23 protein-coding genes are annotated in these 23,357 nt (G+C 68.3%); 6 read left to right on the top strand and 17 right to left on the bottom strand.

What is annotated here, in order from left to right; translation table 11 throughout:
* Positions 1–3: 3 nt before the first annotated feature.
* From GVV86_RS07160 to GVV86_RS07195, 8 genes are all read right to left on the bottom strand, one after another.
* Positions 4–906 (bottom strand): GNAT family N-acetyltransferase, encoded by a 903-nt coding sequence (locus tag GVV86_RS07160; protein ID WP_246669901.1) that lies wholly within the window; start codon positions 904–906, stop codon positions 4–6.
* The gene (ispG, locus tag GVV86_RS07165; RefSeq protein WP_159615989.1) at positions 860–2,026 is read right to left on the bottom strand and encodes a flavodoxin-dependent (E)-4-hydroxy-3-methylbut-2-enyl-diphosphate synthase; all 1,167 of its coding nucleotides are present in this window, start codon (positions 2,024–2,026) and stop codon (positions 860–862) included. The genes GVV86_RS07160 and ispG overlap by 47 nt, the downstream gene beginning before the upstream one ends.
* Before the next feature lie 100 nt (positions 2,027–2,126).
* On the bottom strand, positions 2,127–2,417 hold the full coding sequence (locus tag GVV86_RS07170) for a YciI family protein (RefSeq protein WP_159615988.1): 291 nt from the start codon (positions 2,415–2,417) through the stop codon (positions 2,127–2,129).
* Positions 2,418–2,434: 17 nt separating this feature from the next.
* Complete coding sequence (locus tag GVV86_RS07175) at positions 2,435–2,899, bottom strand: hypothetical protein (RefSeq protein WP_159615987.1); 465 nt, start codon at positions 2,897–2,899, stop codon at positions 2,435–2,437.
* Positions 2,899–3,669: a MarR family transcriptional regulator gene (locus tag GVV86_RS07180; protein WP_343033030.1), complete on the bottom strand. Its 771-nt coding sequence runs from the start codon at positions 3,667–3,669 to the stop codon at positions 2,899–2,901. Before GVV86_RS07180 ends, GVV86_RS07175 begins: the two co-directional genes overlap by 1 nt.
* A gap of 65 nt (positions 3,670–3,734) precedes the next feature.
* Positions 3,735–5,132: a M50 family metallopeptidase gene (locus GVV86_RS07185; RefSeq protein WP_159802293.1), complete on the bottom strand. Its 1,398-nt coding sequence runs from the start codon at positions 5,130–5,132 to the stop codon at positions 3,735–3,737.
* Between the two features lie 15 nt (positions 5,133–5,147).
* Positions 5,148–6,401 carry a 1-deoxy-D-xylulose-5-phosphate reductoisomerase gene (gene dxr, locus GVV86_RS07190; RefSeq protein WP_159615983.1) on the bottom strand — a complete coding sequence of 418 codons (1,254 nt, stop codon included), beginning with the start codon at positions 6,399–6,401 and terminating at the stop codon, positions 5,148–5,150.
* Positions 6,402–6,449: 48 nt separating this feature from the next.
* Positions 6,450–7,118 carry an SDR family oxidoreductase gene (locus GVV86_RS07195; protein ID WP_159802295.1) on the bottom strand — a complete coding sequence of 223 codons (669 nt, stop codon included), beginning with the start codon at positions 7,116–7,118 and terminating at the stop codon, positions 6,450–6,452.
* Positions 7,119–7,273: 155 nt separating this feature from the next.
* Here GVV86_RS07195 and GVV86_RS07200 point away from each other — a divergent pair, with 155 nt between their 5' ends.
* The gene (locus GVV86_RS07200) at positions 7,274–8,596 is read left to right on the top strand and encodes an HNH endonuclease signature motif containing protein (RefSeq protein WP_159802297.1); all 1,323 of its coding nucleotides are present in this window, start codon (positions 7,274–7,276) and stop codon (positions 8,594–8,596) included.
* A gap of 539 nt (positions 8,597–9,135) precedes the next feature.
* On the opposite strand, the gene GVV86_RS07205 is transcribed toward GVV86_RS07200, so the two are convergent.
* The 7 genes from GVV86_RS07205 to GVV86_RS07235 are packed head-to-tail and all read right to left on the bottom strand — an operon-like array spanning position 9,136 to position 16,999.
* Positions 9,136–9,942, bottom strand: coding sequence for an HpcH/HpaI aldolase/citrate lyase family protein (locus GVV86_RS07205; RefSeq protein ID WP_159802471.1), 807 nt, complete (start codon positions 9,940–9,942; stop codon positions 9,136–9,138).
* A gap of 11 nt (positions 9,943–9,953) precedes the next feature.
* The gene (locus GVV86_RS07210; protein ID WP_159615977.1) at positions 9,954–10,526 is read right to left on the bottom strand and encodes a MaoC family dehydratase; all 573 of its coding nucleotides are present in this window, start codon (positions 10,524–10,526) and stop codon (positions 9,954–9,956) included.
* Positions 10,519–11,172: a CoA transferase subunit B gene (locus tag GVV86_RS07215; RefSeq protein ID WP_159615975.1), complete on the bottom strand. Its 654-nt coding sequence runs from the start codon at positions 11,170–11,172 to the stop codon at positions 10,519–10,521. Before GVV86_RS07215 ends, GVV86_RS07210 begins: the two co-directional genes overlap by 8 nt.
* Before the next feature lie 3 nt (positions 11,173–11,175).
* On the bottom strand, positions 11,176–11,958 hold the full coding sequence (locus tag GVV86_RS07220) for a CoA transferase subunit A (RefSeq protein WP_159615973.1): 783 nt from the start codon (positions 11,956–11,958) through the stop codon (positions 11,176–11,178).
* A gap of 30 nt (positions 11,959–11,988) precedes the next feature.
* Complete coding sequence (locus GVV86_RS07225) at positions 11,989–13,161, bottom strand: acyl-CoA dehydrogenase family protein (RefSeq protein ID WP_133403288.1); 1,173 nt, start codon at positions 13,159–13,161, stop codon at positions 11,989–11,991.
* Positions 13,158–15,383 (bottom strand): acetyl/propionyl/methylcrotonyl-CoA carboxylase subunit alpha, encoded by a 2,226-nt coding sequence (locus GVV86_RS07230; RefSeq protein WP_159615971.1) that lies wholly within the window; start codon positions 15,381–15,383, stop codon positions 13,158–13,160. The genes GVV86_RS07225 and GVV86_RS07230 overlap by 4 nt, the downstream gene beginning before the upstream one ends.
* An 11-nt stretch (positions 15,384–15,394) precedes the next feature.
* Complete coding sequence (locus GVV86_RS07235; RefSeq protein WP_159615969.1) at positions 15,395–16,999, bottom strand: carboxyl transferase domain-containing protein; 1,605 nt, start codon at positions 16,997–16,999, stop codon at positions 15,395–15,397.
* Positions 17,000–17,114: 115 nt separating this feature from the next.
* Between GVV86_RS07235 and GVV86_RS07240 the strand changes: the two genes are divergently transcribed.
* On the top strand, positions 17,115–17,726 hold the full coding sequence (locus GVV86_RS07240) for a TetR/AcrR family transcriptional regulator (protein ID WP_159615967.1): 612 nt from the start codon (positions 17,115–17,117) through the stop codon (positions 17,724–17,726).
* Positions 17,727–17,854: 128 nt separating this feature from the next.
* Entirely contained in the window at positions 17,855–18,322 is a 468-nt protein-coding gene (locus GVV86_RS07245) for a GNAT family N-acetyltransferase (RefSeq protein ID WP_159615965.1), read from the top strand.
* A gap of 115 nt (positions 18,323–18,437) precedes the next feature.
* Here the strand turns inward: GVV86_RS07245 and GVV86_RS07250 are convergent, their stop codons facing one another.
* Both GVV86_RS07250 and GVV86_RS07255 read right to left on the bottom strand, forming a co-directional pair.
* Positions 18,438–19,676 (bottom strand): MFS transporter, encoded by a 1,239-nt coding sequence (locus GVV86_RS07250; RefSeq protein ID WP_159802299.1) that lies wholly within the window; start codon positions 19,674–19,676, stop codon positions 18,438–18,440.
* 353 nt (positions 19,677–20,029) lie between these two features.
* Positions 20,030–20,587: a dihydrofolate reductase family protein gene (locus tag GVV86_RS07255; protein ID WP_159802301.1), complete on the bottom strand. Its 558-nt coding sequence runs from the start codon at positions 20,585–20,587 to the stop codon at positions 20,030–20,032.
* A gap of 226 nt (positions 20,588–20,813) precedes the next feature.
* On the opposite strand from GVV86_RS07255, the gene GVV86_RS07260 reads away from it, so the two are divergent.
* The 3 genes from GVV86_RS07260 (at position 20,814) to GVV86_RS07270 (ending at position 23,250) form a co-directional block, all read left to right on the top strand.
* A complete protein-coding gene (locus GVV86_RS07260) occupies positions 20,814–22,127 on the top strand; it encodes a DUF2252 domain-containing protein (protein ID WP_159615959.1) in 1,314 nt (437 codons plus the stop codon).
* Between the two features lie 86 nt (positions 22,128–22,213).
* Entirely contained in the window at positions 22,214–22,585 is a 372-nt protein-coding gene (locus tag GVV86_RS07265; RefSeq protein ID WP_246199574.1) for a hypothetical protein, read from the top strand.
* Between the two features lie 269 nt (positions 22,586–22,854).
* Positions 22,855–23,250, top strand: a complete 396-nt coding sequence (locus tag GVV86_RS07270) for a DUF6098 family protein (RefSeq protein ID WP_246669903.1) — start codon at positions 22,855–22,857, stop codon at positions 23,248–23,250.
* Positions 23,251–23,357: the final 107 nt, after the last annotated feature.

Below are 23,357 nucleotides of genomic sequence, written 5' to 3' on the forward strand. Positions count from 1 at the left end.
GCGTCAGAGCAGGACGGTCGCGAAGGTTCCCGCCTCGGTGAATCCGACCCGGCGGTAGGAGGCGATGGCGCGGGCGTTGTAGGAGTTGACGTAGAGGCTGACCGTCGGCGCGAGGGCGCGGGCTGCCACGGCCACAGCCGCCATGTAGCCGGCGCTCAGCCCCCGGCCGCGGTAGTCCGGGTTCATCCAGACGCCCTGGACCTGGACGGCCTGCGATGAAACCGTGCCGAGTTCCGCCTTGAAGATCACGGCTCCGTCGTCCGCGAAGGCAGCCAGGGAGTGCTTCCTGCGGATGAGCGAGGCGACGCGGCGGCGGTAGTGTTCGGTACCGCCGATGTAGGGCGAGTAGCCGACCTCCTCCTCGAACATTGCGGCGCAGGCGGGCAGCAGGACATCAAGCTCATCGGGCCGGGTGAAGCGTATTCCCTGCGCCGGCTCCACTGCGGGGTCGGTGTCCAGCGTGAGCAGCGGCTGGACCGGTCGCAGGTCGAAGGGCTCCGAGGAATAGTCCTGAAGGGTTGACCAGAGCGCCAGCACGCCGGCGGCCGGTCCGAAGATCGAGGAGAAACTGCGGCCCGAGCGGCCCAGGTGCTCGCCCAACTCGGCGCCGGTCTTTGCGGTCACGCCGACAGGGATGAGGTTCACTCCAGCCCAGCAGGCGCATTCGAGTGCGCCGTTCCGGTACATGCCCACGATGTGGCCGCCCACCGCCGAGCCGGCGGCGCTTCCGGTGGCTTCGAGGTGCGCCGCGAGGAAGACGTTGGCGACCGGATCGCGGTTCACGAGGGCCCACAGGGCCGCGGTGTCCTGCTGTTCGAGGACGCGGAAGGACCACGGCCCGACCGGGTCGGCCGGTGCCTTAGCTAACGGTAACCACGGGGCCACCCGGGACAGCATTTTCGCCATCGGTCTCCCCCATCTCCTCCGCGATCCTCATTGCTTCTTCGATGAGTGTTTCAACGATCTGGTCCTCGGGGACGGTCTTGATCACTTCGCCGCGGACGAAGATCTGTCCCTTCCCGTTGCCGGAGGCCACCCCGAGATCGGCTTCGCGGGCCTCGCCCGGGCCGTTCACCACGCAGCCCATGACGGCGACGCGCAGCGGTACCTCCATGCCTTCGAGTCCGGCGGTGACCTGGTCCGCGAGGGTATAGACGTCGACCTGGGCGCGGCCGCAGGAGGGGCAGGAGACGATTTCGAGCTTGCGCGGCCGGAGGTTCAGCGACTGCAGGATCTGGGTGCCGACCTTGACCTCCTCCACCGGAGGGGCCGAGAGGGACACGCGGATGGTGTCGCCGATGCCCTTGGAGAGGAGCGCACCGAAGGCGGTGGCCGACTTGATCGTGCCCTGGAAGGCCGGCCCGGCCTCGGTCACGCCGAGGTGGAGCGGCCAGTCGCCGCGTTCGGCGAGCAGTTCGTAGGCGCGCACCATGATCACGGGGTCGTTGTGCTTGACCGAGATCTTGAAGTCGTGGAAGTCGTGCTCCTCGAACAGGGAGGCTTCCCAGACCGCCGACTCGACGAGGGCCTCGGGTGTGGCCTTGCCGTACTTCTCCATCAGGCGCGGGTCGAGCGATCCGGCGTTGACACCGATGCGGATCGAGGTGCCGGCGGCCTTCGCCGCGGCAGCGATCTCCTTGACCTGGTCATCGAACTTGCGGATGTTGCCCGGGTTGACGCGGACCGCGGCGCAGCCGGCGTCGATTGCGGCGAAGACGTACTTCGGCTGGAAGTGGATGTCGGCGATCACCGGGATCTGGGACTTTTTGGCGATGATCGGCAGCGCGGCCGCGTCGTCGGCCGAGGGGCAGGCGACGCGCACGATGTCGCAGCCTGTCGCCGTCAGCTCGGCGATCTGCTGGAGCGTCGCGTTGATGTCGGTGGTCGGGGTCGTGGTCATCGACTGGATGCTGATCGGGGAATCCGAGCCCACCCCGACCGAGCCGACCTTGATCTGGCGGGTTTTGCGCCGCGGGGCGAGTACGGGCGGGGGCGCTGCTGGCATTCCTAGGCTGACCGAAGTCAAAACATCCTCCATGTGGCGGCGTTCACCGCGTGGCAGTCCAATTTTCCTGATCCTATTATCCACCCCGGAGAAGTCGGTTCTCCTAGTTGAAGGACGAAGCTCACACGTACCTGGCGAAAGCACCGACGACGGGGTTCCACTCCGTGGTCTTCACGGCGGAGATCGCCTGGGCCCGGGTGAAGGGGTCCTCGCTCACCAGCTGGTGCAGGTCGTTCTCGGAGTCGGCGGTGAAGACCAGCAGGGCTCCGGTCCCGTCGGCGAAGGGCCCGGAGGCCAGGAGCCGGCCCTGCTCGACGAGTCGGGCCAGCCACTCCCGGTGGGCCGGGCGGTGTTCGGCCCGAAGGTCGGACTGGTCAGGGCTGTAGACGTACTCGACGGCGAAAACACTCATAAAGCCACCCTACGTGATCAGAGCAGGTAGTTTGCCGTGAGTGCGGCCACGCCGGCGGCCCACAGCATTGAGGTCAGGGTGCCGATGATGAAGCGTTCGGCGGCGGCCGGGGTTTCCTTGAGTTCGGCGTACCGGCCCAGGCCCTTGATTGCCACCACGTAGGCGATGGCCACCGGCTCGCTGGTGAGGATTGCGGTGGCGACGGCGAGGCGTTCGAGCACGCCGATGACGAGTCCGCCGCGGAGGACCCCCGCAGGGAGCTCCGGCGGCGGCGCCGGTGCGGGCGGAGTCCCCTGCTCCCAGGGGTTGGGCCGGGGTGGGGCCGGGAAGGCGAGCTGGGGCTGGTCCGCCGGCTCAGGTCCGGATTCGTTGAGGCGCTCCTGGGCGTCGACGGTCCGTGCCAGGCGCAGCACCAGCGTGGTGACCGGCCAGCCTAAACCTCCCGCGACGACGAGGGTGAGGACGATCCACAGCATGTCCATCAATTTCCCTCTCCTTCCGCTTCGGCAGCCGCGGAGTCCGGCTCGGCCACCGTGGGGGTTCCGCCGGAGCCGTCCTGGTTTCCGCCGGAGGTGCCGGGGGCATCTGTGTCGCGGTGTCCCGCGTCCCCGGGGCGTCCAGCACCCGCTGCGGCCTTCCCGTCGACTGTAGGCTCTGCGTCCGACGCTTTATCGGCCCACTGCAGCAGGAGCGCCGCCGCCGGGCGGGCAGCCCATTCCTCGGTCCAGGCCGAGCGCGCCACCGCTTTGCTGACCGACTGCGGGGCGATGCCCAGTTCCCTCGCGGCGGCCGTCTGACTTCCCCACCTTCCCGGTTCCAGCCGGTCGAGGATGCGCCACTCGGCCCGCGTCCGGTGCATGACGTGGCGTCCAATCAGGGTCAGCACCCCCTCTGCCTCGGCGGCTCCGGGCGGGCCCTCCACGGCCAGCGGAGCACGGTCGCCGGTCTTCTTGGCCCGCTCGACGGCGGTACGCGCCGCCACGAAGGCGCTGCCGCGGCCCTCCCGGGGGCTGGCGGGCAGGGGACGCTCGATCCCGCCGATTCCCAGGCCCACGTACCAGCCGCCCTGGCGCAGGCACAGCAGTGCGGCTTCGATGGTGGCCTCAGCCGTGGCGGGAATGCCCTGTGCCTCGTCTCCGACCGAGCGCTCGAAGGGTGTGACCACGTCGATCCCGCGGAGGAGCTCCAGCAGGTCAGGGACGCGGTCGACGTCGCGCTGACTGCCGGCCTGGTCGATTGTGAGTACGAACACGCGCCTGAGCCTATAAGGCTGAATGCCGACTTTCAACCATATTGGGGTTCAAATGAATTTACACCCTATCCGAACAGGGAAACCGGCTTGACGATGTCGGCGTAGATGAGCAGGATGCCCATGCCCATCAGGAGGACAGCCACCGCGTAGGTCAGGGGCAGCAGCTTGGCCATGTCGAACGGTCCCGGGTCGGGGCGCCGGAAGATCCGGGCGACGGTGCGCCGCAGCCCCTCCCACAGGGCGCCGGCGACGTGCCCGCCGTCGAGCGGGAGAAGGGGGATGAGGTTGAAGACGAACAGCGCGAGATTGACTCCGCCCACCAGCCCGACGAGGGTCGCTGCCCGTGCCTTGAGGGGGATTTCCTCCATGGCGGAGACCTCGCCGGCGATCCTGCCGACACCCACCACGCTGATCGGTCCCTCCGGGTCCCGGGGTGCGTCCGAGAATGCGGCCTCCCCGACATCGACCACCCGCTGGGGCAGGTTCAGCACGACGCCGGTGACCCGGGCCAGGGAATCCCCCACTGCGGGCAGGACCTCGCTGGCCGACTGCGGCACCAGCTCCTGCTGGGAGCCGATGCCGATGAAGCCGACCTCCTTGGTGATCGGACTGCCGTCGGCGTCGACGCGGGCCTGGCCGTCGGGCCCCGCCACCGGCCGCTCGGTGAGCAGCGGTGTGATGGACGAGCTCCGCGTTTCCCCGTCGCGGACGTAGCTGATCGGAACGCTGCGGCCCGCAGCCTCACGGATCCACTCCGAGAACTCGCCCCAGCTTTCGACGTCGCGGCCGTCGAAGGTGAGGATGCGGTCGCCTGGCTGGAGTCCCGCCTCGAACGCGGGGGCGGCCGGGTCGCCGTCGGCGCAGTCCGTCTGGCCGGTCTCGGCCTGCCGGTCAGCCGGAACCACGCACTTGTAGACCTCTGCGACGGTCGTCGTCGCCTGGGCGGTCCCGAAGCCCATGATCAGGACGGCGAACAGGACGATGCCGATCAGCAGGTTCATCAGTGGCCCGCCGAGCATGATGATGATGCGCTTGTAGATCGGGAGCTTGTAGAAGACGCGCTTTTCGTCGCCCGGCTGGAGCTGCACGGCAGCGGCCTGGCGTGCGTCATTGGTCAACTGCTGGAATACGCCGGTGCCGGACTGGCGGGCCCTGCCTTCCTCGTCGGTGGGCCCCGGCGGGAACATGCCAATCATCGAGATGTAGCCGCCGGCAGGGATTGCCTTGATTCCGTACTCCGTTTCGCCCTTGCGGCGGGACCAGAGGGTGGGGCCGAAGCCGACCATGTACTGGGTGACGCGGACCTTGAACAGCTTGGCCGGCACCAGGTGCCCCACCTCGTGGAGCGCGATGGACGCACCGATGCCCACCACAACGAAAAGCACTCCGAGGATGAAGAGCAGAATAGACAAGGCGTTTCCTTCGATTTCGTGTTCCGTCGGTTGCGTCGGGCGCCGGTGCATCCGGCGTGCCCGTCCCTATCCGGCGGAGGTTTCCTTCATTCCACAACGGGCGCGGGCGGAGGCACGTGCCCGGCGCTCGGCGTCGAGCACCGCGTCAAGGGTGATGTCGCCGGCGTCGGCGCCGCCGGTCGCCGCCCGGGTGTCACCGGATTCACTGTGCTCTGCCACAACCGCCGCGACCGTATCGACGATGTCGGTGAAGCCGATGATGCCCGTGTGGAAGGCCTCGACGGCCTCCTCGTTGGCGGCATTGAACACCGCCATTGACGTACCGCCCGCCGCGGCCGCGGTCTTTGCGAGGCGCACGGCGGGAAACGCTTCCTCGTCGAGCGGCTCGAAGGTCCAGCTCGCGGCGGTGCTCCAGTCGCATGCGGCGGCGGAGCCCGGCACGCGGTAGGGCCAGCCGATGCCGAGCGCGATCGGAAGGCGCATGTCCGGCGGCGAGGCTTGGGCGATGGTGGAGCCGTCGATGAACTGGACCATCGAGTGGATGACCGACTGGGGGTGCACCACGACGTCGATCCGGTCCAGGGAAATGTCGAAGAGCAGGTGCGCCTCGATGACCTCGAGGGCCTTGTTCACCATGGTGGCGGAGTTGGTGGTGACCACCCTGCCCATGGTCCAGGTGGGGTGGGCCAGCGCCTGGGCCGGGGTGACGGCGGTGAGATCGGATCGGGACATCCCACGGAACGGGCCGCCCGAGGCGGTGAGTACCAGCCGGTCCACTTCGTCCGGGAGGCCCGACCGGAGGGCCTGGGCGAGGGCCGAATGCTCGGAATCCACAGGCACCAGCTGTCCGGGGGCCGCGGCGTCCTTCACGAGCTGGCCTCCGACGATGAGGGATTCCTTGTTCGCCAGAGCCAGCAGGTGCCCTGCCCGCAGGGCCGCCAGGGTGGGCGCGAGGCCGATCGAACCGGTGATGCCGTTGAGGACGACGTCGGCCTCGGGCCAGGCGGCCAGGCGCTGGGCCGCGTCGGGTCCGGCGACGATCTCCGGGTTGTAGCCGCGCACTCCTGCGGCGTCCGCGGCCTTGCCGATAGCCTGTTCGAGCTCGCTTTCCGTACACAGGGCAGCCCCGACCGCCGGCGCGCGGGTTGTCACGGCCTGCCGTGCCAGCATGGCCGGGTTGCGGCCGCCGGCGGCGAGCGCAGCGACGCTGAACCGGTCCGGGGCCTGGGCGATCACTTCAAGCGCCTGGGTGCCGATGGAACCAGTGGATCCCAGGATGACAACCCGGCGGTGGCCGCGCGGAAGCTTGGTGAAGTCCATGGCCCAAGTATCCCGCACGGCGCGCCGTCGGCAGAAACGGGCGGGCCGCTAGGCGAGCGCGCTGACGGCGTCGCGCACCGTCTGTTCCCCCGAGGTGAGTTCGAGAACCGCTGAGCGGCCGGTGTTGCCGACCAGGAGTGCGGCGAGGACGGAGGCGACGTCGGCGCGCGGGATGGAGCCGAAACCGGTCTTGGCGGCGAGCTTCACCCGGCCGGTGCCCGGTTCGTCGGTGAGCCCTCCTGGCCGGACGATCGTCCAGCTCAGCTGCTTTCGGGCCTGCAGGTCCTGTTCGGCCGCAAGCTTGGCCAGCAGGTAGGCGTAGAAGATGTCATCCATGCCTTCGGGCCTGACGCCGCCGTCGACGGAGTCGGCGCCCATCGAGGAGATCTGGAGGAAGCGTCCAACTCCCGCGAGTTCCGTGGCGTCGGCGAGCAGCACCGACGCTGCGCGGTCGACGGTGTCCTTGCGTTCAACGCCACTGCCGGGCCCGGCTCCGGCGGCGAAGACGACGGCGTCGGCCCCTGTGAGGACATCGGCCACTTCCTGGGCGGTGGCCGACTCGAGGTCGAGAACCACCGGGTCGGCCCCGTCCTGTCGAAGGTCTGCCGCGTGGTCGGGGTTGCGGATCAGTCCGGTGACGTAGTGGCCCTGCGCCACCAGCCGGCGGGTCAGTTCGCGGGCGATTTTTCCGTGGGCTCCTGCAATTCCAATTCTCATATGGGGACAACGGTTGTGGCCCCGGGCACATTCCCCCGTCCTTCAGGTGAACCTATTTCGCAGGGCTTTTCAGGTGCGCCCGAGGACGGGCCTCGAGTGATTGGTCAGCCGATCGGCCCGCCAGAAATGTCGGTGGCGGGTGACAGAGTGGGGTCATGGAAGCACCGACGCAGCCATCCACCACACGGGAGATTCCCGTCCCGGCGGGGCTCAGCGGCGCGATCCAGTTGTCCTCCCCCGAACTGCTCGACGGGCCGGGCCTCGTGGCCGCCCTCGAGAAACTTGAGTCGCTGATCAACTGGGCACACGCAGGCCAGGCACGGGTCCTGCACCTGCTTGAACAGAGCTTCCTCGACGCCGCAGCCAGGGATTCTCTCCCACAACCTGCCGAAATCAAGGGGAGCACCCGGGCGGCGCTCCGCCGGCTCGACGAAGAACTCGCAACTAGCCTCGCCGCCACCGAGGCCGCCTGTGCGCTACGTGTTCCAGAGCGCACCGCGCTCGGGAAGCTGAGGACCGCCCGCCTGCTGTGCGAGGACTTCCCGGCAACCCTCACTGCCCTGCGTACCGGTGAGCTCAATTACCGCCAGGCGGAGACGATCGTCGACGACGCACTCCTCCTGCCACCCGACGCCCGGGCCGGCTTCGAGGAGCACCTGCTTGCCGATGCTCCTACCCAGACGACGGCCGAACTGGCCCGCAGCAGCCGGCGTGAGCGGGAGAAACATCACCCCGAGACGATTCTGCAGCGCGCACGGAAAGCAGCAGCCGACCGCAGGGTCTCCCTGACGCCGGATCTCGACGGGATGTGCTGGTTCTCCGCCTACCTTCCCGCGGACACGGCGACGGCCGCCTACAACCGCCTCACCACTCTGGCCAGAGCGGTGCAGTGCCCGGACGAACCGAGGACTCTCACCCAGCTGCGAGCCGACGTCCTTGCCGATCTGTTGACCAAGACGGCCCTCCCGGCGGGTGGAAGCGATCCATCGGCGCCCGCCGACGTTCTGGTCACCATGGATGTCCAGACCCTCCTCGGAGTCGCCGACCACCCCGCCGAACTTGAGGGATACGGGCCCATCAGCCCCGAAACCGCGAGAGAACTTGCGGCGCTGTCCGGAACCTTCCTTCCCCTGCTGACCTCCGAGGGCCGGAACGTGCTGGCCCTGGGCCGGAAGGCCAGGCTGCCATCCACGACGCTGCGGAGGTGGCTCCGGTACCGCGACGCGACCTGCCGTTTCCCCGGGTGCGGGCGGTCGGCGGCACACTCCGACATCGACCACAGCGTTCCATGGTCACGGGGCGGGCCGACGGACCATGGAAACCTCGCCCATCTCTGCCGCAAGCACCACATGTACAAGTCGGCGACCTGCTGGAACCTCCTGGAGAACGACGCCGGTACCCTGAAGTGGAAGTCCCCCACCGGCCGCCACTACACGACGGCGCCTCCGGGACAACTGGCCGAGCCGCCTCCGTTCTAACGAGGGCCGCTCCCCGGCCGGAATGACCTGCAAAGAGCTGGAAGGGCACAACCCAGATGGGGCTCCGCGCATGCCGTGAACGGATGATTCCCGCTCGGGAGCGGCCCGCTCCCCAGCCGGAGGGACCGAAATGACCCGGCAGCACGCAGTCCGGGCAGGGAACCGCGCATGCCGTGAACGGATGATTCCCGCTCGGGAGCGGCCCGCTCCCCCACCGGAGGGCCCCGGAAGTCCCGGAAGCACGCAGTCCGAGCAGGGAACCGCGCATGCGGTGAACGGGTGATTCCCGCTCGTACCCGAGCCGCTCCCCCACCGGAGGGACCGAAATGACCCGGCAGCACGCAGTCCGGGCAGCGAACTGCGCATGCCGTGAACGGGTGATTCCCGCTCGTACCCGAACCGCTCCCCCACCGGAAGGACCCGGAAGGCCCGGAAGCACGCAGGCTGGACAGCGAACCGCGCATCTCATGAGCGGTGTGATCCCCGCATGGTGACCATCTCCGTAAGCTTCGCCGGTACGGACGCTTCGGGCCGTGACGTCAGCCGCGGACCCGGGAAAGCACCTGCTCGGCATGCCTCAGGATCGGACCGTCGATCATGCGCCCCTGGTACTGGAACACCCCGCCCCGGCCGGCTGCCTCACGCAGCAGGTCACGGGCCTGCTCGACTTCCTCATCACTCGGTGCGTAGGCCCTGCGCACCGGCTCGGCCTGGCTGGGATGGATGCAGGCTTTCGCGAAGAACCCAGAGGCCGCGGCATCCTCTGCCTCGGCCGCGAGCCCGTCAAGGTCGGGGATGTCGAGATAGACGGAGTCGATGGCGGGGATGCCCGCCGCACCCGCGGCGAGGAGGACCTGCGACCGCGCATGCGCGGCCACGCCACGGTAGGTGCCGTCCTTGCGGCGGCTCGAGGTACCCCCGAGCGAGGCGACAAGATCCTCGGCGCCCCACATCAACGCGGTGACATTCGGCTGAATCGCGATGTGCGGTGCCTTAAGGATCCCCGAGGCCGTCTCACACAGGGCGATCACGTCATAGGACGGCAGGTGCAGTCCGACATCGCGGAGGTCACCACCGGATCCGGCCTTGGCCAGCATGACCGTGCGGTAGGAGGTGCGGCGCAGCGCCGCGCAGTCGCGCAGGAAGTCGCCCGTCGGAACAGGGTTGATCCGCACGATGGTGCGCTCCGGATCCAGTGCGCTGTCGACGAGCGCCTCCCGTGCCGCCTCCTTGTTATCCGGCGCGACGGCGTCCTCAAGGTCGAGGATGACGGCGTCGGCCCGCTCGGCGGCCTTGCGGTAACGCTCGGGCCGGTCCGCCGGGCAGAACAGCAGCGACGGACCCATCGTGAAGCCGCTCACGAGCCCGCCGCCTGATGCCCGATAGCTTCAGGTCCGGCCGGCTCAGATCCCGCCGGCTCAGATCCTGACGCCTCATGTCCCGCCCTTGACCACATCAGCACTGAGCGCTCCGCAGAAGCGACGACGACACCGTCCTGGTTCCGGCCGGTGTGCACCATGGTGACGATGCCCTGTCCAGGGCGGGAGGACGATTCCCGCACCCCGGTGATCTCCGTTTCGGTGTACAGGGTGTCGCCGTGGAAGAGCGGATGCGGGAACCGGATGTCCGTCAGCCCGAGCTGGGCCACGATGGTGCCCTGGGTGAGCTGGGTCACCGACTGGCCCACGAGCGTCGCCAGGGTGAGCATCGAGTTGACGAGCCGCTGGCCGAAGGGCTGGCCCTGGGACCAGGCGGCATCGAGGTGAAGGCCCTGCGTGTTCATGGTGAGGGTCGTGAAGAGCACATTGTCGGCCTCGGTCAGGGTTCGGCCCGGACGGTGGGCGTACCTCACCCCTGTCCTCAGCTCATCGAAGTACAGCCCGCGCTGCACGATCACCTCGCCCGGCGCCGGCTCCTGCGGCTCACCCATCGATGCGGACCTCAAGCGGAGCCCCGGTCCTGGCGAGAACTTCCTCAACGCTCACGCCCGGTGCCGTTTCGCGCAGCACAAGTGTTCCGCCCCCGCGCGTTGAATCGACGTCGATCACCGCGAGGTCGGTGATGATGCGGTCGACACAGCCCCTGCCCGTCAGCGGGAGGGAGCAGCGTTCAACGATCTTGGGATTTCCTGCACGGTCGACGTGCTCCATCATGACGATCAGCCGCTTGGCGCCGAACACGAGGTCCATGGCACCACCCATCCCCTTGACCATCTTTCCCGGGATGACCCAGTTCGCCAGGTCACCGTTGGCCGCGACCTCCATCGCTCCGAGCACGGCGAGGTCGACGTGACCGCCGCGGACCATGCCGAAGGACGCGGCCGAATCGAAGAACGACGCACCGGCATTGACAGTCACGGTCTCCTTGCCGGCGTTGATCAGGTCGGGGTCCAACTGCTCTTCCGTCGGATACGGTCCCACCCCGAGGATGCCGTTCTCGGAGTGAAGCACCACCTCGACGGACTCCGGAATGTAGTTCGGGATCAGCGTCGGCATCCCGATGCCGAGGTTGACGTACTGCCCGTTTTCGAGCTCCCGGGCCACCCGGGCGGCGAGTTCATTTCGAGTCAGTGCCACGTCTCAGACCTCCTTGGCTGGTGATGGTTCGGTGGCCGACAGCGAGACGGTGCGCTTCTCGATCCGCTTTTCGACGCCGGGCGCGTGCACTACCCGCTGCACGAAGATCCCGGGGAGATGGATGTGTTCGGGATCGAGCTCCCCCGGCTCCACCAGTTCCTCGACTTCCGCGATGGTGATCCGCCCGGCCTGGGCGCACAACGGATTGAAGTTCGCGGCCGTCGCATGGAAGACCAGGTTGCCGTGGCGGTCGCCCTTCCAGGCATGGACCAGGGCGAAGTCGGGGCGCACCGATTCCTCGAGCACGTAGTCGACGCCGTCGAAGGTCCGGACCTCCTTGGGTTTGGAGGAGAGGAGGACGTTCCCGTCGGCGTCGTACTTCTGCGGCAGTCCGCCCTCGCTCACGAGGGTGCCCACCCCGGCGGTGGTGTAGAACGCCGGGATGCCGGCGCCGCCGGCCCGCAGCTTCTCGGCGAGGGTGCCCTGCGGGGTCAGCTCAACCTCCAGTTCGCCCGAGAGGTACTGGCGGGCAAACTCCTTGTTCTCACCCACGTAGGAGCTGATGGTGCGGCGGATCCGGTGGTCCATCAGGAGGACACCGAGCCCCCATTCGTCCACCCCGCAGTTGTTGCTGATGGTTTCAAGGTTCCCGGTGCCCTGGGCGTGCAGGGCGTCGATCAGGACCGAGGGAATCCCGCACAGACCGAACCCGCCCACGGCGAGGCTCGCCCCGTCCTGGATGTCGGCGACGGCCTCCGCCGCGCTTGCCACAACTTTGTCGATCACTGCGTCTCCTTCAACTCCATTGCTGGCAGGTTACAGGCCCAACTCGCGGGCGATCAGCATGAGCTGAACCTCGGTGGTGCCCTCGCCGATTTCGAGGATCTTCGAATCCCGGTAGTGCCGGGAGACGGTGAACTCGTTGATGAAACCGTACCCGCCGAAGATCTGGGTCGCGTCCCTTGCGTTGTCCATCGCGGCCTCGCCGGCGACCAGCTTGGCGATGGAGGCCTGCGTCTTGAACGGCTTGCCGGCGAGCATCCGCGAGGCGGCGTCGTAGTAGGCGAGGCGTGCGGTGTGTGCCCGCGCCTGCATGCGGGCGATCTTGAACTGGATCGACTGGTAGGAGCCGATATTGGTGCCGAACGCCTGGCGTTCCTTGGCGTACCGCAGCGACTGCTCGACGCAGCCCTGCGCCGCTCCGGTGGCCAGCGCCGCGATGGCAATCCGGCCCTCGTCGAGGATCTGCAGGAAGTTCGCGTAGCCGCGGCCGCGGGTACCCAGCAGGTTCGCCTCGGGCACCCGGACGTCGCGCAGGGTCAGCGGGTGGGTGTCGGAGGCGTTCCAGCCGACCTTGTTGTAGGCCTTCTCTGCAGTGAACCCGGGGGTGTCCGAGGGAACGAGGATCGTCGAGATCTCTTTCTTCACCGTCCCGTTGGGGCCTTCGGAGGTGCCGGTCACCGCGGTGACCGTGACGAGGCTCGTGATGTCGGTGCCGGAGTTGGTGATGAACTCCTTGGTGCCGTTGATGACCCACTCGCGGCCGTTCGGGCCGTCCTCGAGCCGGGCGGTGGTGCGGGTGCCGGACGCGTCGGAGCCTGCCTCGGACTCGGTCAGGCCGAACCCGCCGAGGGCCTTGCCGGAGGCCAGCGACGGCAGCCAGGTCTGCTTCTGTTCCTCGGTGCCGAACCGATAGATCGGCATGGCGCCGAGGGAGACACCGGCCTCGAGGGTGATGGCCACCGACTGGTCGACCCGGGCGAGCTGTTCGAGCGCGAGGCACAGCGCGAAGTAGTCTCCGCCCATTCCGCCGTATTCCTCGGGGAACGGCAGGCCGAACAGGCCCATGTCAGCCATCTGCTTCACCACGTCGTAGGGGAAGCTGTGCTCCTCGTCGTGCTTGGCGGAAACCGGCGCGACAACCTCGTCGGCGAATTCGCGCACCGTGTCGACGAGGTCCTGGTACTCCTCAGACAGTTCAAAGTTCATCGTGCTGATACTTCCTTCGCTGTTGGTTTCTGCGCTGCTGTTTCCTGATCTGCCGCGTCCTGATCTGCCGCGTCCTGATCCGCCGCGTCCTGATCCGCCGCGTCCTGATCCGCCGCGTCCTGATCCGCCGCGTCCTGATCCGCCGCGTCTCGCCCGGCGGGTTCCGCTGCCGGGACGGCCTCCTCGACATGGATGCTCGCGACCACCTGATCGGCCCGCACCAGATCTCCCGGTTTCAGGGTGAGGTGGACGGTACCGGCGACGGCGGCCCGCAGCTGGTGCTCCATCTTCATCGCCTCGACGGCCAGGAGCACCTGGCCCTCCTCGACGGCGTCCCCATCGCTGACGGACACCGAGACGACGGTGCCCGGCATGGGGCTGCGCACGAGCGGATCGGCGGTTCCGGCAGCGCGGGCCACCAGGGCGAGCTGGGCCTGCAAACGGGCGCTGCGGCTGAGCCCGCGCACCGAGACCGACCAGCCGTCCTCCCCCAACCAGGACACGCCGTCGGCGTGCACCATCGCCACACCGGTGCGCACGCCGTCCACGACGGCGCCGCCTGCGGGATCGAGCCGGACGGTCCGGGTCGGCCCGCCATCGACGGCGACCGCGTACGTCCCAGCCGGCCTCGCGGAGTCGGTAGGCAGGACCGATATCTCACGCACGTCGTCGGGGCCCACCTCGAGGCTCAGCCGGCGCGGCTGGGGCACGCCCAACCGGAAGCCGTCCCGGCGCTGCCAGGGCGGCAGCTCCCCCGCTGCGGCAGGAGAGCCCCCGGCGCCCTGCGGATCGGACTCCAGCATGCCGACAGCGAGGACGGCGAGCTCTTCGTCGGTGACCGTCCGGAAGGCAAGCTCCGGCAGCTTCCGCTCGATCAGGGTGGTGTCGAGCCGCGCGGCCCGGACGTCCTCGTCGCCGATGAGCAGGCGCAGGTATTCGGTGTTGGTGTCGATGCCGAGCACCACCGAGGAGGCGAGCGCCGTGTCGAGCCGGTCGAGGGCCTCGGTCCGGTCGGCACCCCACGCGATCACCTTGGAGAGCATCGGATCGTAGGCGGCCGGGATGGTGAGCCCGGGCAGCAGCGAGCTGTCCACCCGGATTCCCTCGCCCGCCGGTTCCTCGAGGCGCAGCACCGTTCCGGAGGAGGGAAGGAAGCCTGCCTCGGGGTTCTCCGCGTAGACCCGCGCCTCCACGGCATGGCCGGTGAGGACGACGTCGTCCTGACCGAAGGCGAGCGCCTCCCCTCCGGCGATGCGCACCTGCCACTCAACCAGGTCGACGCCGGTGACGAGCTCGGTCACCGGGTGCTCCACCTGCAGGCGGGTGTTCATCTCCATGAAGAAGAACTCGTCCGGCGAGGCATCCGAGACGAGGAATTCGACGGTTCCCGCCCCGGTGTAGTCCACGCTGCGCGCGGCGTTGCAGGCGGCCTCGCCGATGCGCGCCCGGGTGGCCTCGGTGAGCAGAGCCGACGGCGCCTCCTCGATGACCTTCTGGTGGCGGCGCTGCAATGAGCACTCGCGCTCCCCCAGGTGGACGACGTTCCCGTGCTGGTCGGCGAGCACCTGCACCTCGATGTGGCGCGGCGTGGGGATGAGCCGTTCGAGGAACAGGGTGTCATCGCCGAACGCGGAAGCGGCAACGCGCCGGGCGGTCAGCAGCACCGCCGGCAGTTCCTCCGGCCCGTACACGGCGTGCATACCTTTTCCGCCGCCGCCGGCCGAGGGCTTGATGAGCAGCGGGTAGCCGATGCTTCCGGCGGCCTCGATCAGCTGCTCGTCCGTCAGGCCCGGCTCGGCGAGCCCCGGAACCACGGGCACGCCGTGGCCTGCCACGTGGTTCTTCGAACGGATTTTGTCACCCATCACGTTCAGGGCGTGAACGTCGGGGCCGATGAAGACGATGCCCTCCTCCGCCAGCGCCCGGGCGAACCCGGCGTTCTCACTGAGGAACCCGTAGCCCGGGTGGACCGCTTCGGCTCCGGTCCGCCGGCAGGCGGCGAGGATCGCCTCGGCGCTGAGGTAGCTCTCGGCCGCGGAGGCGGGACCGATCCGCACGGCGGTGTCGGCCTCCTGGACGTGGCGGGCCCCGGCGTCGGCGTCGCTGTAGACGGCGACGGAGCGGATGCCCAGGGAGCGCAGGGTGCGGATCACCCGGCAGGCGATCTCACCGCGGTTGGCAACAAGGACCGTCGAGAACGGCGGCCGGTGGGGAGCAGTCATGGGCAGTTCTCTCACATCCGGAAGAGGCCGAAGGAGGTCTCCGGCAACGGGCTGTTGGCGCACACGTCGAGGGCAAGGCCGAGGACGGTGCGGGTGTCGGCGGGGTCGATAATGCCGTCGTCCCACAGCCGGGCCGTTGAGTAGTAGGGGCTTCCCTGGGCTTCGTACTGCTCCCGGATCGGGGCGGTGAAGGCCGCTTCCTCCTCGGCGCTCCACGCTTCCCCGCGCGCTTCGAGCTGGTCGCGCTTGACCGTGCTGAGCACCGAGGAGGCCTGGTTTCCGCCCATGACGGAGATGCGGCTCGCGGGCCACATCCACAGGAAGCGCGGGGAATAGGCCCGCCCGCACATCGAATAGTTGCCCGCCCCGAAGGAGCCCCCGATCACCACTGTGAGCTTGGGAACGCGGCAGGTGGCCACCGCGGTGACCATCTTGGCCCCGTTCTTGGCGATACCGCCGGCCTCGGAGTCCCTGCCGACCATGAATCCGGAGATGTTCTGCAGGAAGATCAGCGGGATGCCGCGCTGGTCGCACAGTTCGATGAAGTGGGCGCCCTTGAGCGCCGACTCGCTGAAGAGCACTCCGTTGTTGGCGACGATCCCGACCTTGTGCCCGTGCAGGGTGGCGAAACCGGTGACCAGCGTGGTGCCGTAGTCACGCTTGAACTCGTGGAAATGGCTTCCATCGACGAGGCGCGCGATGACCTCTCGGACGTCGTAGGAGGCGTTGACGTCGACCGGCACGGCACCGTACAGCTCGTCGGTGTCGACGGCGGGGGGCTGCACCGGAACGGCTTCCTCGGCCGGCCGCTGGACCGGGAGCGTCGAGATGATGTCACGCACGATCTCGAGGGCGTGATGATCGTTCTCCGCGAGGTGGTCGGTGACTCCGGAGACCCGGGAGTGAAGCTCGCCGCCGCCGAGTTCCTCCGCCGTGACAACCTCGCCGATGGCGGCCTTCACCAGCGGCGGCCCGCCCAGGAAGATGGTGCCCTGGTTCCGGACGATCACCGTTTCATCGCTCATGGCGGGGACATAGGCGCCGCCGGCGGTGCAGGAGCCCATCACCGCGGCGATCTGGGGGATCTTCCGCGCCGACAGGGTGGCCTGGTTGTAGAAGATGCGGCCGAAGTGGTCGCGGTCGGGGAACACCTCGTCCTGCTTCGGGAGGTAGGCCCCGCCGGAGTCGACGAGGTAGACGCACGGCAGGTTGTTCTCGAGCGCGATCTCCTGGGCCCGCAGGTGCTTCTTCACCGTGAGCGGGTAGTAGGTACCGCCCTTCACCGTCGCGTCATTGGAGATGACCAGGACGTGCCGGCCGTGGACCAGGCCGATGCCCGCGATGACGCCGGCTCCCGGGGACTCGTCGTCGTACATGCCGTTGGCCGCCAGCGGCGCGATCTCGAGGAAGGGGCTGCCGTCGTCGAGCAGGAAGTCGATGCGTTCGCGCGGCAGGAGCTTGCCGCGGGCCACGTGCCGCTCGCGGGACCGCGGCGGTCCGCCCAGGGCGGTTTCCGCGAGCCGGTCGCCGAGCTCACCGGCCAGGCGGCGCTGCGCGGCGTCGTTCTCCAAGAATTCCAGCGAGGTGGTGTCCACCTTCGACGTGAGCGTCTCCATCGACTCTTCCCTCAAACGAATTAAGTTAGTAAACGCTAACCGAATTTAGGTTAGTGGCGATTAACCGGCCTGTCCACCACAATAAGAGCACACACACCAACAGGGGGATATTGTCATGGAATCACCGCCCACCGTCGACCGGGTCACGGGCCGCAGCCTGGCCAAGGCCTCGCGGCGCGCCGCCCTCCTGGGCGCGGCAGCCCAGCTTTTCGCGGAGCGCGGGTACAACGGTGTCTCCATTGAGGACCTCGGCGCTGCCGCAGGCGTCAGCGGGCCAGCTGTTTACCGACACTTCAGCGGCAAGCCGGCAGTGCTGTCGGCTCTCCTGACCGGAGTGAGCGAAGACCTTCTCGACGGCGGGCGGGCCGTCTTGGCCAACTCCGCCGACGCCGACAGCGCACTGCGCGGACTCATCGAGTTCCAGGTCGATTTTGCCCTCAGCAATGCCAACGTCATCCGCGTCCAGGACCGCGACCTCAGCAGCCTGTCCAGGGAGGATGCCCAGACGGTGAGGTCCCTGCAGCGCCGCTACCTCGAGGTGTGGGTCGAGGCGATGGCCGACCGCACTCCGGGCGCCGACCTGGTGCAGCTGCGCCGCAAGGCCCACGCGGTGTTCGGGCTCATCAACTCAACCCCGCACACGACCCAGGGCAGCAGGAGCAGCAGGGATCTCGGCGGCCTGCGCCTCCTGCTGGAGAACATGGCGTGGGCCGCACTCAACGCCTGAGCCCGGCATCCGCCGAACCCGCAGGTACGCTGGTTCCTTACCGATACCGATAGTGCCTCCCAACCGACTGTGCTTTCTAACCGACAGTGCCTCCCAACCGACAGTGCCTCCTAACCGAAAGTTCCGCCGTGATTGAACTCCGCCCCGTTGAAGCCGCCGACCTGGATAAGTTCTTCACCCACCAGCTGGACCCGAGCGCCAACCACATGGCGGCCTTCGCCGCGAAGAATCCATCGGACCGCGGGGTGTTCGACCACCACTGGCAGGACATCCTCAACAACCCCAAGATCACGGTGCGCACCATCCTCGCGGACGGCGAGGTCGTCGGCAGCATCCTCGCCTACAAGGACGAGGAGACCCCAGAAATCAGCTACTGGGTGGACAAGGCCCGCTGGGGCCAGGGCATCACGACAGCGGCGGTGGGCCAGTTCCTCGCCGAGGTGACCGAACGGCCCCTGCGCGCCCGGGCGGTGGTCGACAACGTCAGCTCGATCCGCATTCTTGAGCGGTGGGGCTTCCAGCGCGTGGGCGAGGCCCAGGGTTTCGCCAACGCCCGCGGCGCAGTGGTCAAGGAACTGATTCTCGAACTACGGTAGGCCCGCCGGAACCGCACTGCGCCGGCCGGGGGCGCGGCCGGGCAGCCAACTCCGCGGGCCCGCCGTCCGTCAGCGCGGTCCGTCCGGGGCTGCCGTCCGTCACCGCGGCGCCCGCTCAGGCGCCTTCGACGTCGCGCTCCGCGGCCTCAATGGCCGGTTCGGTCACCACCCGCATGCCGAGCAGCAGCGCCAGGGACAGGATGCCCATCGCGGCGAACACCGTGGTCAGCCCGAAGTACTGGGCCACCAGCCCGCCGGCGGCCGCACCGGCCGGCATCGTGCCCCAGGCCAGCAGGCGGTAGGTGCTGTTGACCCGTCCGAGCAGCCGGTCCGGAGTGATCCGCTGCCGCAGCGAGACCGAGACGACGTTCCAGACGGCGATGGCCACCCCGCCCACGAAGAAGGCCAGGCCCACGAACACCGGGTCGGCGGTCACGGCCGGGATGCCGATGAGGGGGACGCTCGCGAGGATCGCCACGGCCAGGGACCGGGAGCGTCCCAGCCGCGTCTCAATCCCTTCGGCGACGAGCGAACCGAGGAGGCTTCCGACGGCGATTGAGGTCAGCAGCAGCCCGAAACCGGGCTCCGAAAGCTTCATGGCCGATCCAGGCCCGACGGCGAAAAGCACGAAGACGGTGAACGCCGCGCTGGAGGCGAAGTTGAAGCCCCCGACCATCGCCGCGAGCGTGCGCAGCAGCGGCCGGCTCCACAGGAACCGCAGCCCCTCGGCGATGTCGGCACGCATCGAGGAGGATGTAGTCCGCTCCACCCGGAAACTGCCGCGTACGAACAGCAGTGCGCCAACCGCGCAGACCCACAGGGCCGCCGGGAGGGCCAGGGCCAGGGTGGCCCCCACGACGACGAGCGCTCCTCCCAGCGGTGGCCCGATGAACTGATTCGCCGTCAGTTCCACTGCAAAGAGCCGGCCGTTGGCCCGCGAGAGCACCGGCCGGGGCACCACCTGCGGCAGGATTGACTGGGCCGAGGTGTCGTAGGCGGTCTCGGAGCAGCCGATGCCGAACGCCACAATGTAGAGGGCCCAGATCGGCTCCGCCCCCGACAGCAGGGCAGCGACGAGGGCGAGGAGAAGGGCGGCTCGAGCGGTGTTGGCCGTGAGCATGATCCGGCGGCGGTCGCCGCGGTCGGCGAGCGCTCCGGCCGGGAGCGCGAAGAGCAGCCACGGAAGCGACAGGGCCACGGCGAGGCCGGCGATCAGCGTCGGGGAATCGGTGAAGCGCAGGGCAATCAGCGGCAGGGCGACCTTGAGGATGCCGTCGGCGAGGTTCGAGAAGCCCGAAGCGGTCCACAGCGTCCAGAACGCGGCCCCGAGCGGCTGCCGTTCGCCATCGGGCACCGGATCACCGGGAGGTCGCCCTCCATCCTCCACCACTGAATCCCCGTCCTGTCTCCGGCCGGCACGAGCTGCCGGCACGGCCCGCTGGTAGCTCCGGCCGTGAGTTCCGGCCGTTCTCTTCGGCCGTTAGCTCCAACCCGTCGAGAATGGCATCCACTCCAACGGAGTTCAATGAAGCGCCGCTTACGGCGCGCCGCGCCAGGGAGCCGGTCGAGCACGTGAATCCACGGCCAACCTGTCCCGCCTCGGGCGGGATCGCCAGGAAAGGACTTCCACGCGATCGGGTGGCGACGCCTGCTGGAGAGGTCACCGGCGGAGGATCGGGCTCCGGCAGCGGCACCGCCGGGTGCGGCTCAGCGGGTCCGGTAGCGCGCGTAGATCAGTCCGCTGTCGAAGGCGCGCTCCTCGACCAGCTGGAGATCCAGCCTCACGCCATCGGGGAAGAACCGCTTGCCGCCTCCGACCACACTCGTGGTGATGAACAGGTGGTACTCGTCCACCAGACCGGCCGCGATCGCCTGGGCCGCGAGGTTCGGGCCATCGACGGTGAGGTCGGAGTCGGACTCAGCCTTGAGCCTGCGCACCGCATCAGGATCGAAGGTCCGCTCGATCCGGGTCTTCGCGCTTGACACCGACTCCAGCGTCGTGGAGTACACGATCTTCTCCGCGGCCTGCCAGTCGCGGGCGTACTGCAGGATGTGCGGAGGAACGTCGGGCAGGGTATGCGCCGTCTGCCAGAACACCATCGTCTCGTACATCCGCCGGCCGTAGAGGAAGGTGCGGACGGGGCGGAAAATGTCACCGATGAAGGTGTGCACCTCCTGAACCTCGGCCCCGGCGCCGAGGTCGCCGTCCGCCGCCTCTGCGTAGCCGTCGAGCGAGGTGATCATCGAGTAGATCAGCTTCGCCATGCTTCTCCTTCGGGTACGCGGGGCGGCCTGCGCGCGGCCCGGCAGGGGCCGGCCGCTGCACGGACCGGAAAGGACCGGCCGGCCGGTTCCATCGACCGCCAGATTCCGGACGAAGCGTACCCCGGGCTCCCCGCCCGGCTCCACCGATCCGGCACCTGCCATTTCCACGTGGCGCACCCGCCGTTTCCCCCTGCGCAAGGCTGCGGAGCGCGGGTAGTCTGACTCCATGGTCGACTCCACGCGCCGCCAGCAGCTCATCATCGACACCCTGGTCGAAGCCCATGAGGCACTGATGGAGGCCGATCCTCACGCTTTCCGTGCCCGGTTCCGGAAGATGGCCGCCGACCCCTACGCGTTCTACCGGGGCAGTGCCGCGCTCTTCTACGCCGATATGGCGGACCTCGAGGACCGCTGGGCCGACGAGCGCACGAGCCGCGTGTGGATTCACGGGGACCTGCACGCCGCAAACTTCGGCACCTACATGAGCAATGAAGGACGCCTGACCTTCGACGTCAACGACTTCGACGAGGCCTACGTTGGCCATTTCTCCTGGGACCTCCGCCGCTTCGCCGCGTCCCTTGCCCTGCTGTGCTGGCAGAAGGCACTTCCCACCCGGGCTGTGCACGACCTCGCCCGGGTCTACCTGCAGGCCTACCTGGACCGGGTGCGCGACTATGTTCGTGCCGAAGATGAGGATTTCGCCTTCGGCCTTTCCAATACCGACGGGGCAGTCCGTGCCGTCCTCCAGGAGGCCCGGGCCTCCAGACGGACCGCGCTGCTCGACGCCCTGACCCGGATCGAGGATTATGAACGGCACTTCCGCGAGGATGGCTCGATCCGCACGCTTGAGGAGGCCGAGTACCGGAAGGTGGACGCCGCGTTCGAGCAGTACCTGACGACCATTCCCGACAGCGAACGGTCCCGGCGGCGGGTGTTCTACCAGGTGAAGGGAATCGTCGGCAAGAAGGGTTTCGGCATCGGCAGTGCGGGCCTGCCCGCCTACAACGTCCTCATCGAAGGCTTCGACGAGGCCCAGGAAAACGACATCATCCTCACCATGAAGCAGTCGAACGTTGCCGCGCCCAGCCGGATCGTCTCCGATGAACGGGTGCGCTCCTACTTTATTGATGACGGCCACCGCGCAGTCATCAGCCAGCGCTCACTCCAGACCCACACTGATCCGTTCCTCGGCTACACCACGATCGACGGGGTGTCCTTCGTCGTCGGCGAACTCTCCCCCTACAAGCGGGACCTCGACTGGGAAGACCTGACGGAGCCGTCCCAGATGGAACCCGTCCTGGCCAGCCTTGGCCAGGCCACGGCCAAGATCCACTGTGCCAGCGACGAGGACAGCGACCACGATCTTGTGCCCTTCCGCATCGAAACTGCGATCATTGAATTGCTTGAGGGCCGTGAGGAGGAGTTCATCGAAGACATCATCGATTTCGCCACGGCCTACGCGGCGGAGGTCCGCCGGGACCATTCACTGTTCGTCGATGCCTTCCGGGAAGGAAAAATCACGGCAGTTCCGGCCACCTGAACCCTCCCCAGCAGAGGTAAAATCAACCTATTGCGCGGCGTCCGGCCTGTTGTGCCGGCCTTCCGCAGAACCGAGGAGAATCTTTGATGACCGTCCAGACCCACACCCGCGGCCGGAAACAGTTGCGCCTCGCCCTGCTCGCCGTTCCGTTCGCCGCGCTGCTGGGAGCGTGCTCCCAGGTCGAGGACACAGCCCGGGACGCCGTGTCGTCGGCCGCTACCGCCGCGACAGGTGAGGTAAAAGAGAAGATCTGCTCGGTGACCGAGGACGGCCTGGTCAGCGTGCGGGACAAGGAAATCCTCGGCAGCCTCATCGCTCCCGCTCGAACCGCCGGGGTACCCGAGGCGATTCTGGCGCCGGCGGATCGGCTGGCCGAGTCCGGCGACGCGGTGCCCGACGACGCCCTGTCCGAACTGCGTGGAGCATGCGGACAGGAGCCGGAGCCATCCGCCACCTGACCAGAGTCCCGCGCAAGTCGAATCCGGCCGCTGGGAAAATCCTTGACCGGGCCGGCGCCGTCGAGCAATCTGAAATCTACTAAGCATGCTTAGGAATTTATCGGAGGGGCCTCGGACAGCGTCGTGACGGGTGTCCGGCGACCGGTTGCCGGACACCGGCACGCCACGCACGCCGGCACTGCCTGGGGCCGAATGCGGGCCGGCCCGAAGTTCCTCTCAATGGGCGGACGCGAAGGGCGGCAATGACAACCACGGCGGAAGGAAGCCTTGTGAAAAACCTGGCCGAACTCGAGCGGCTGGTTACGACGGTGGACGGCGTTTGCCTGCGCTACTCGCAAGGATATGAGGCGGATGCCGGCTCACAGAGCACCGACACCGAAAGCGGACTGGCACTCCCCGGCCTCTCGGTGAATCCGCTGACACCGGAAGCCTGGTGGACCCGCCCGTTGAAGGACTGGCTGGCCCGCCAGATCTGCCAGTACAAGCACCTGAGCGAGCAGCGGGACCGCCATGCCTGGATCCTCACCGGAACCTGCGCCGGCCGCGGACCGGACTGCGAACCGCTCCTGACCAACATCCGCCCTCGGGGGCAGCTCGATTCAGCCGTCCTCGAGGAGGCGGAGCGCGTCTACGAGGAGCGGTTCCGGGCCCGGCAGGGGCCATAGCGGGGGCAGTTCCGGGCGGTGGGGAAATTAATAAGCCAACTGACCTTTCCCTTTCCGGACTTCCGACCTACACTGAGGAGACCGGTCGAGCAGGAGGCCTGTGGCCC

It is taken from the genome of Arthrobacter zhaoguopingii (assembly GCF_009828595.1).
In the GTDB taxonomy this organism is placed as follows: domain Bacteria; phylum Actinomycetota; class Actinomycetes; order Actinomycetales; family Micrococcaceae; genus Arthrobacter_D; species Arthrobacter_D zhaoguopingii.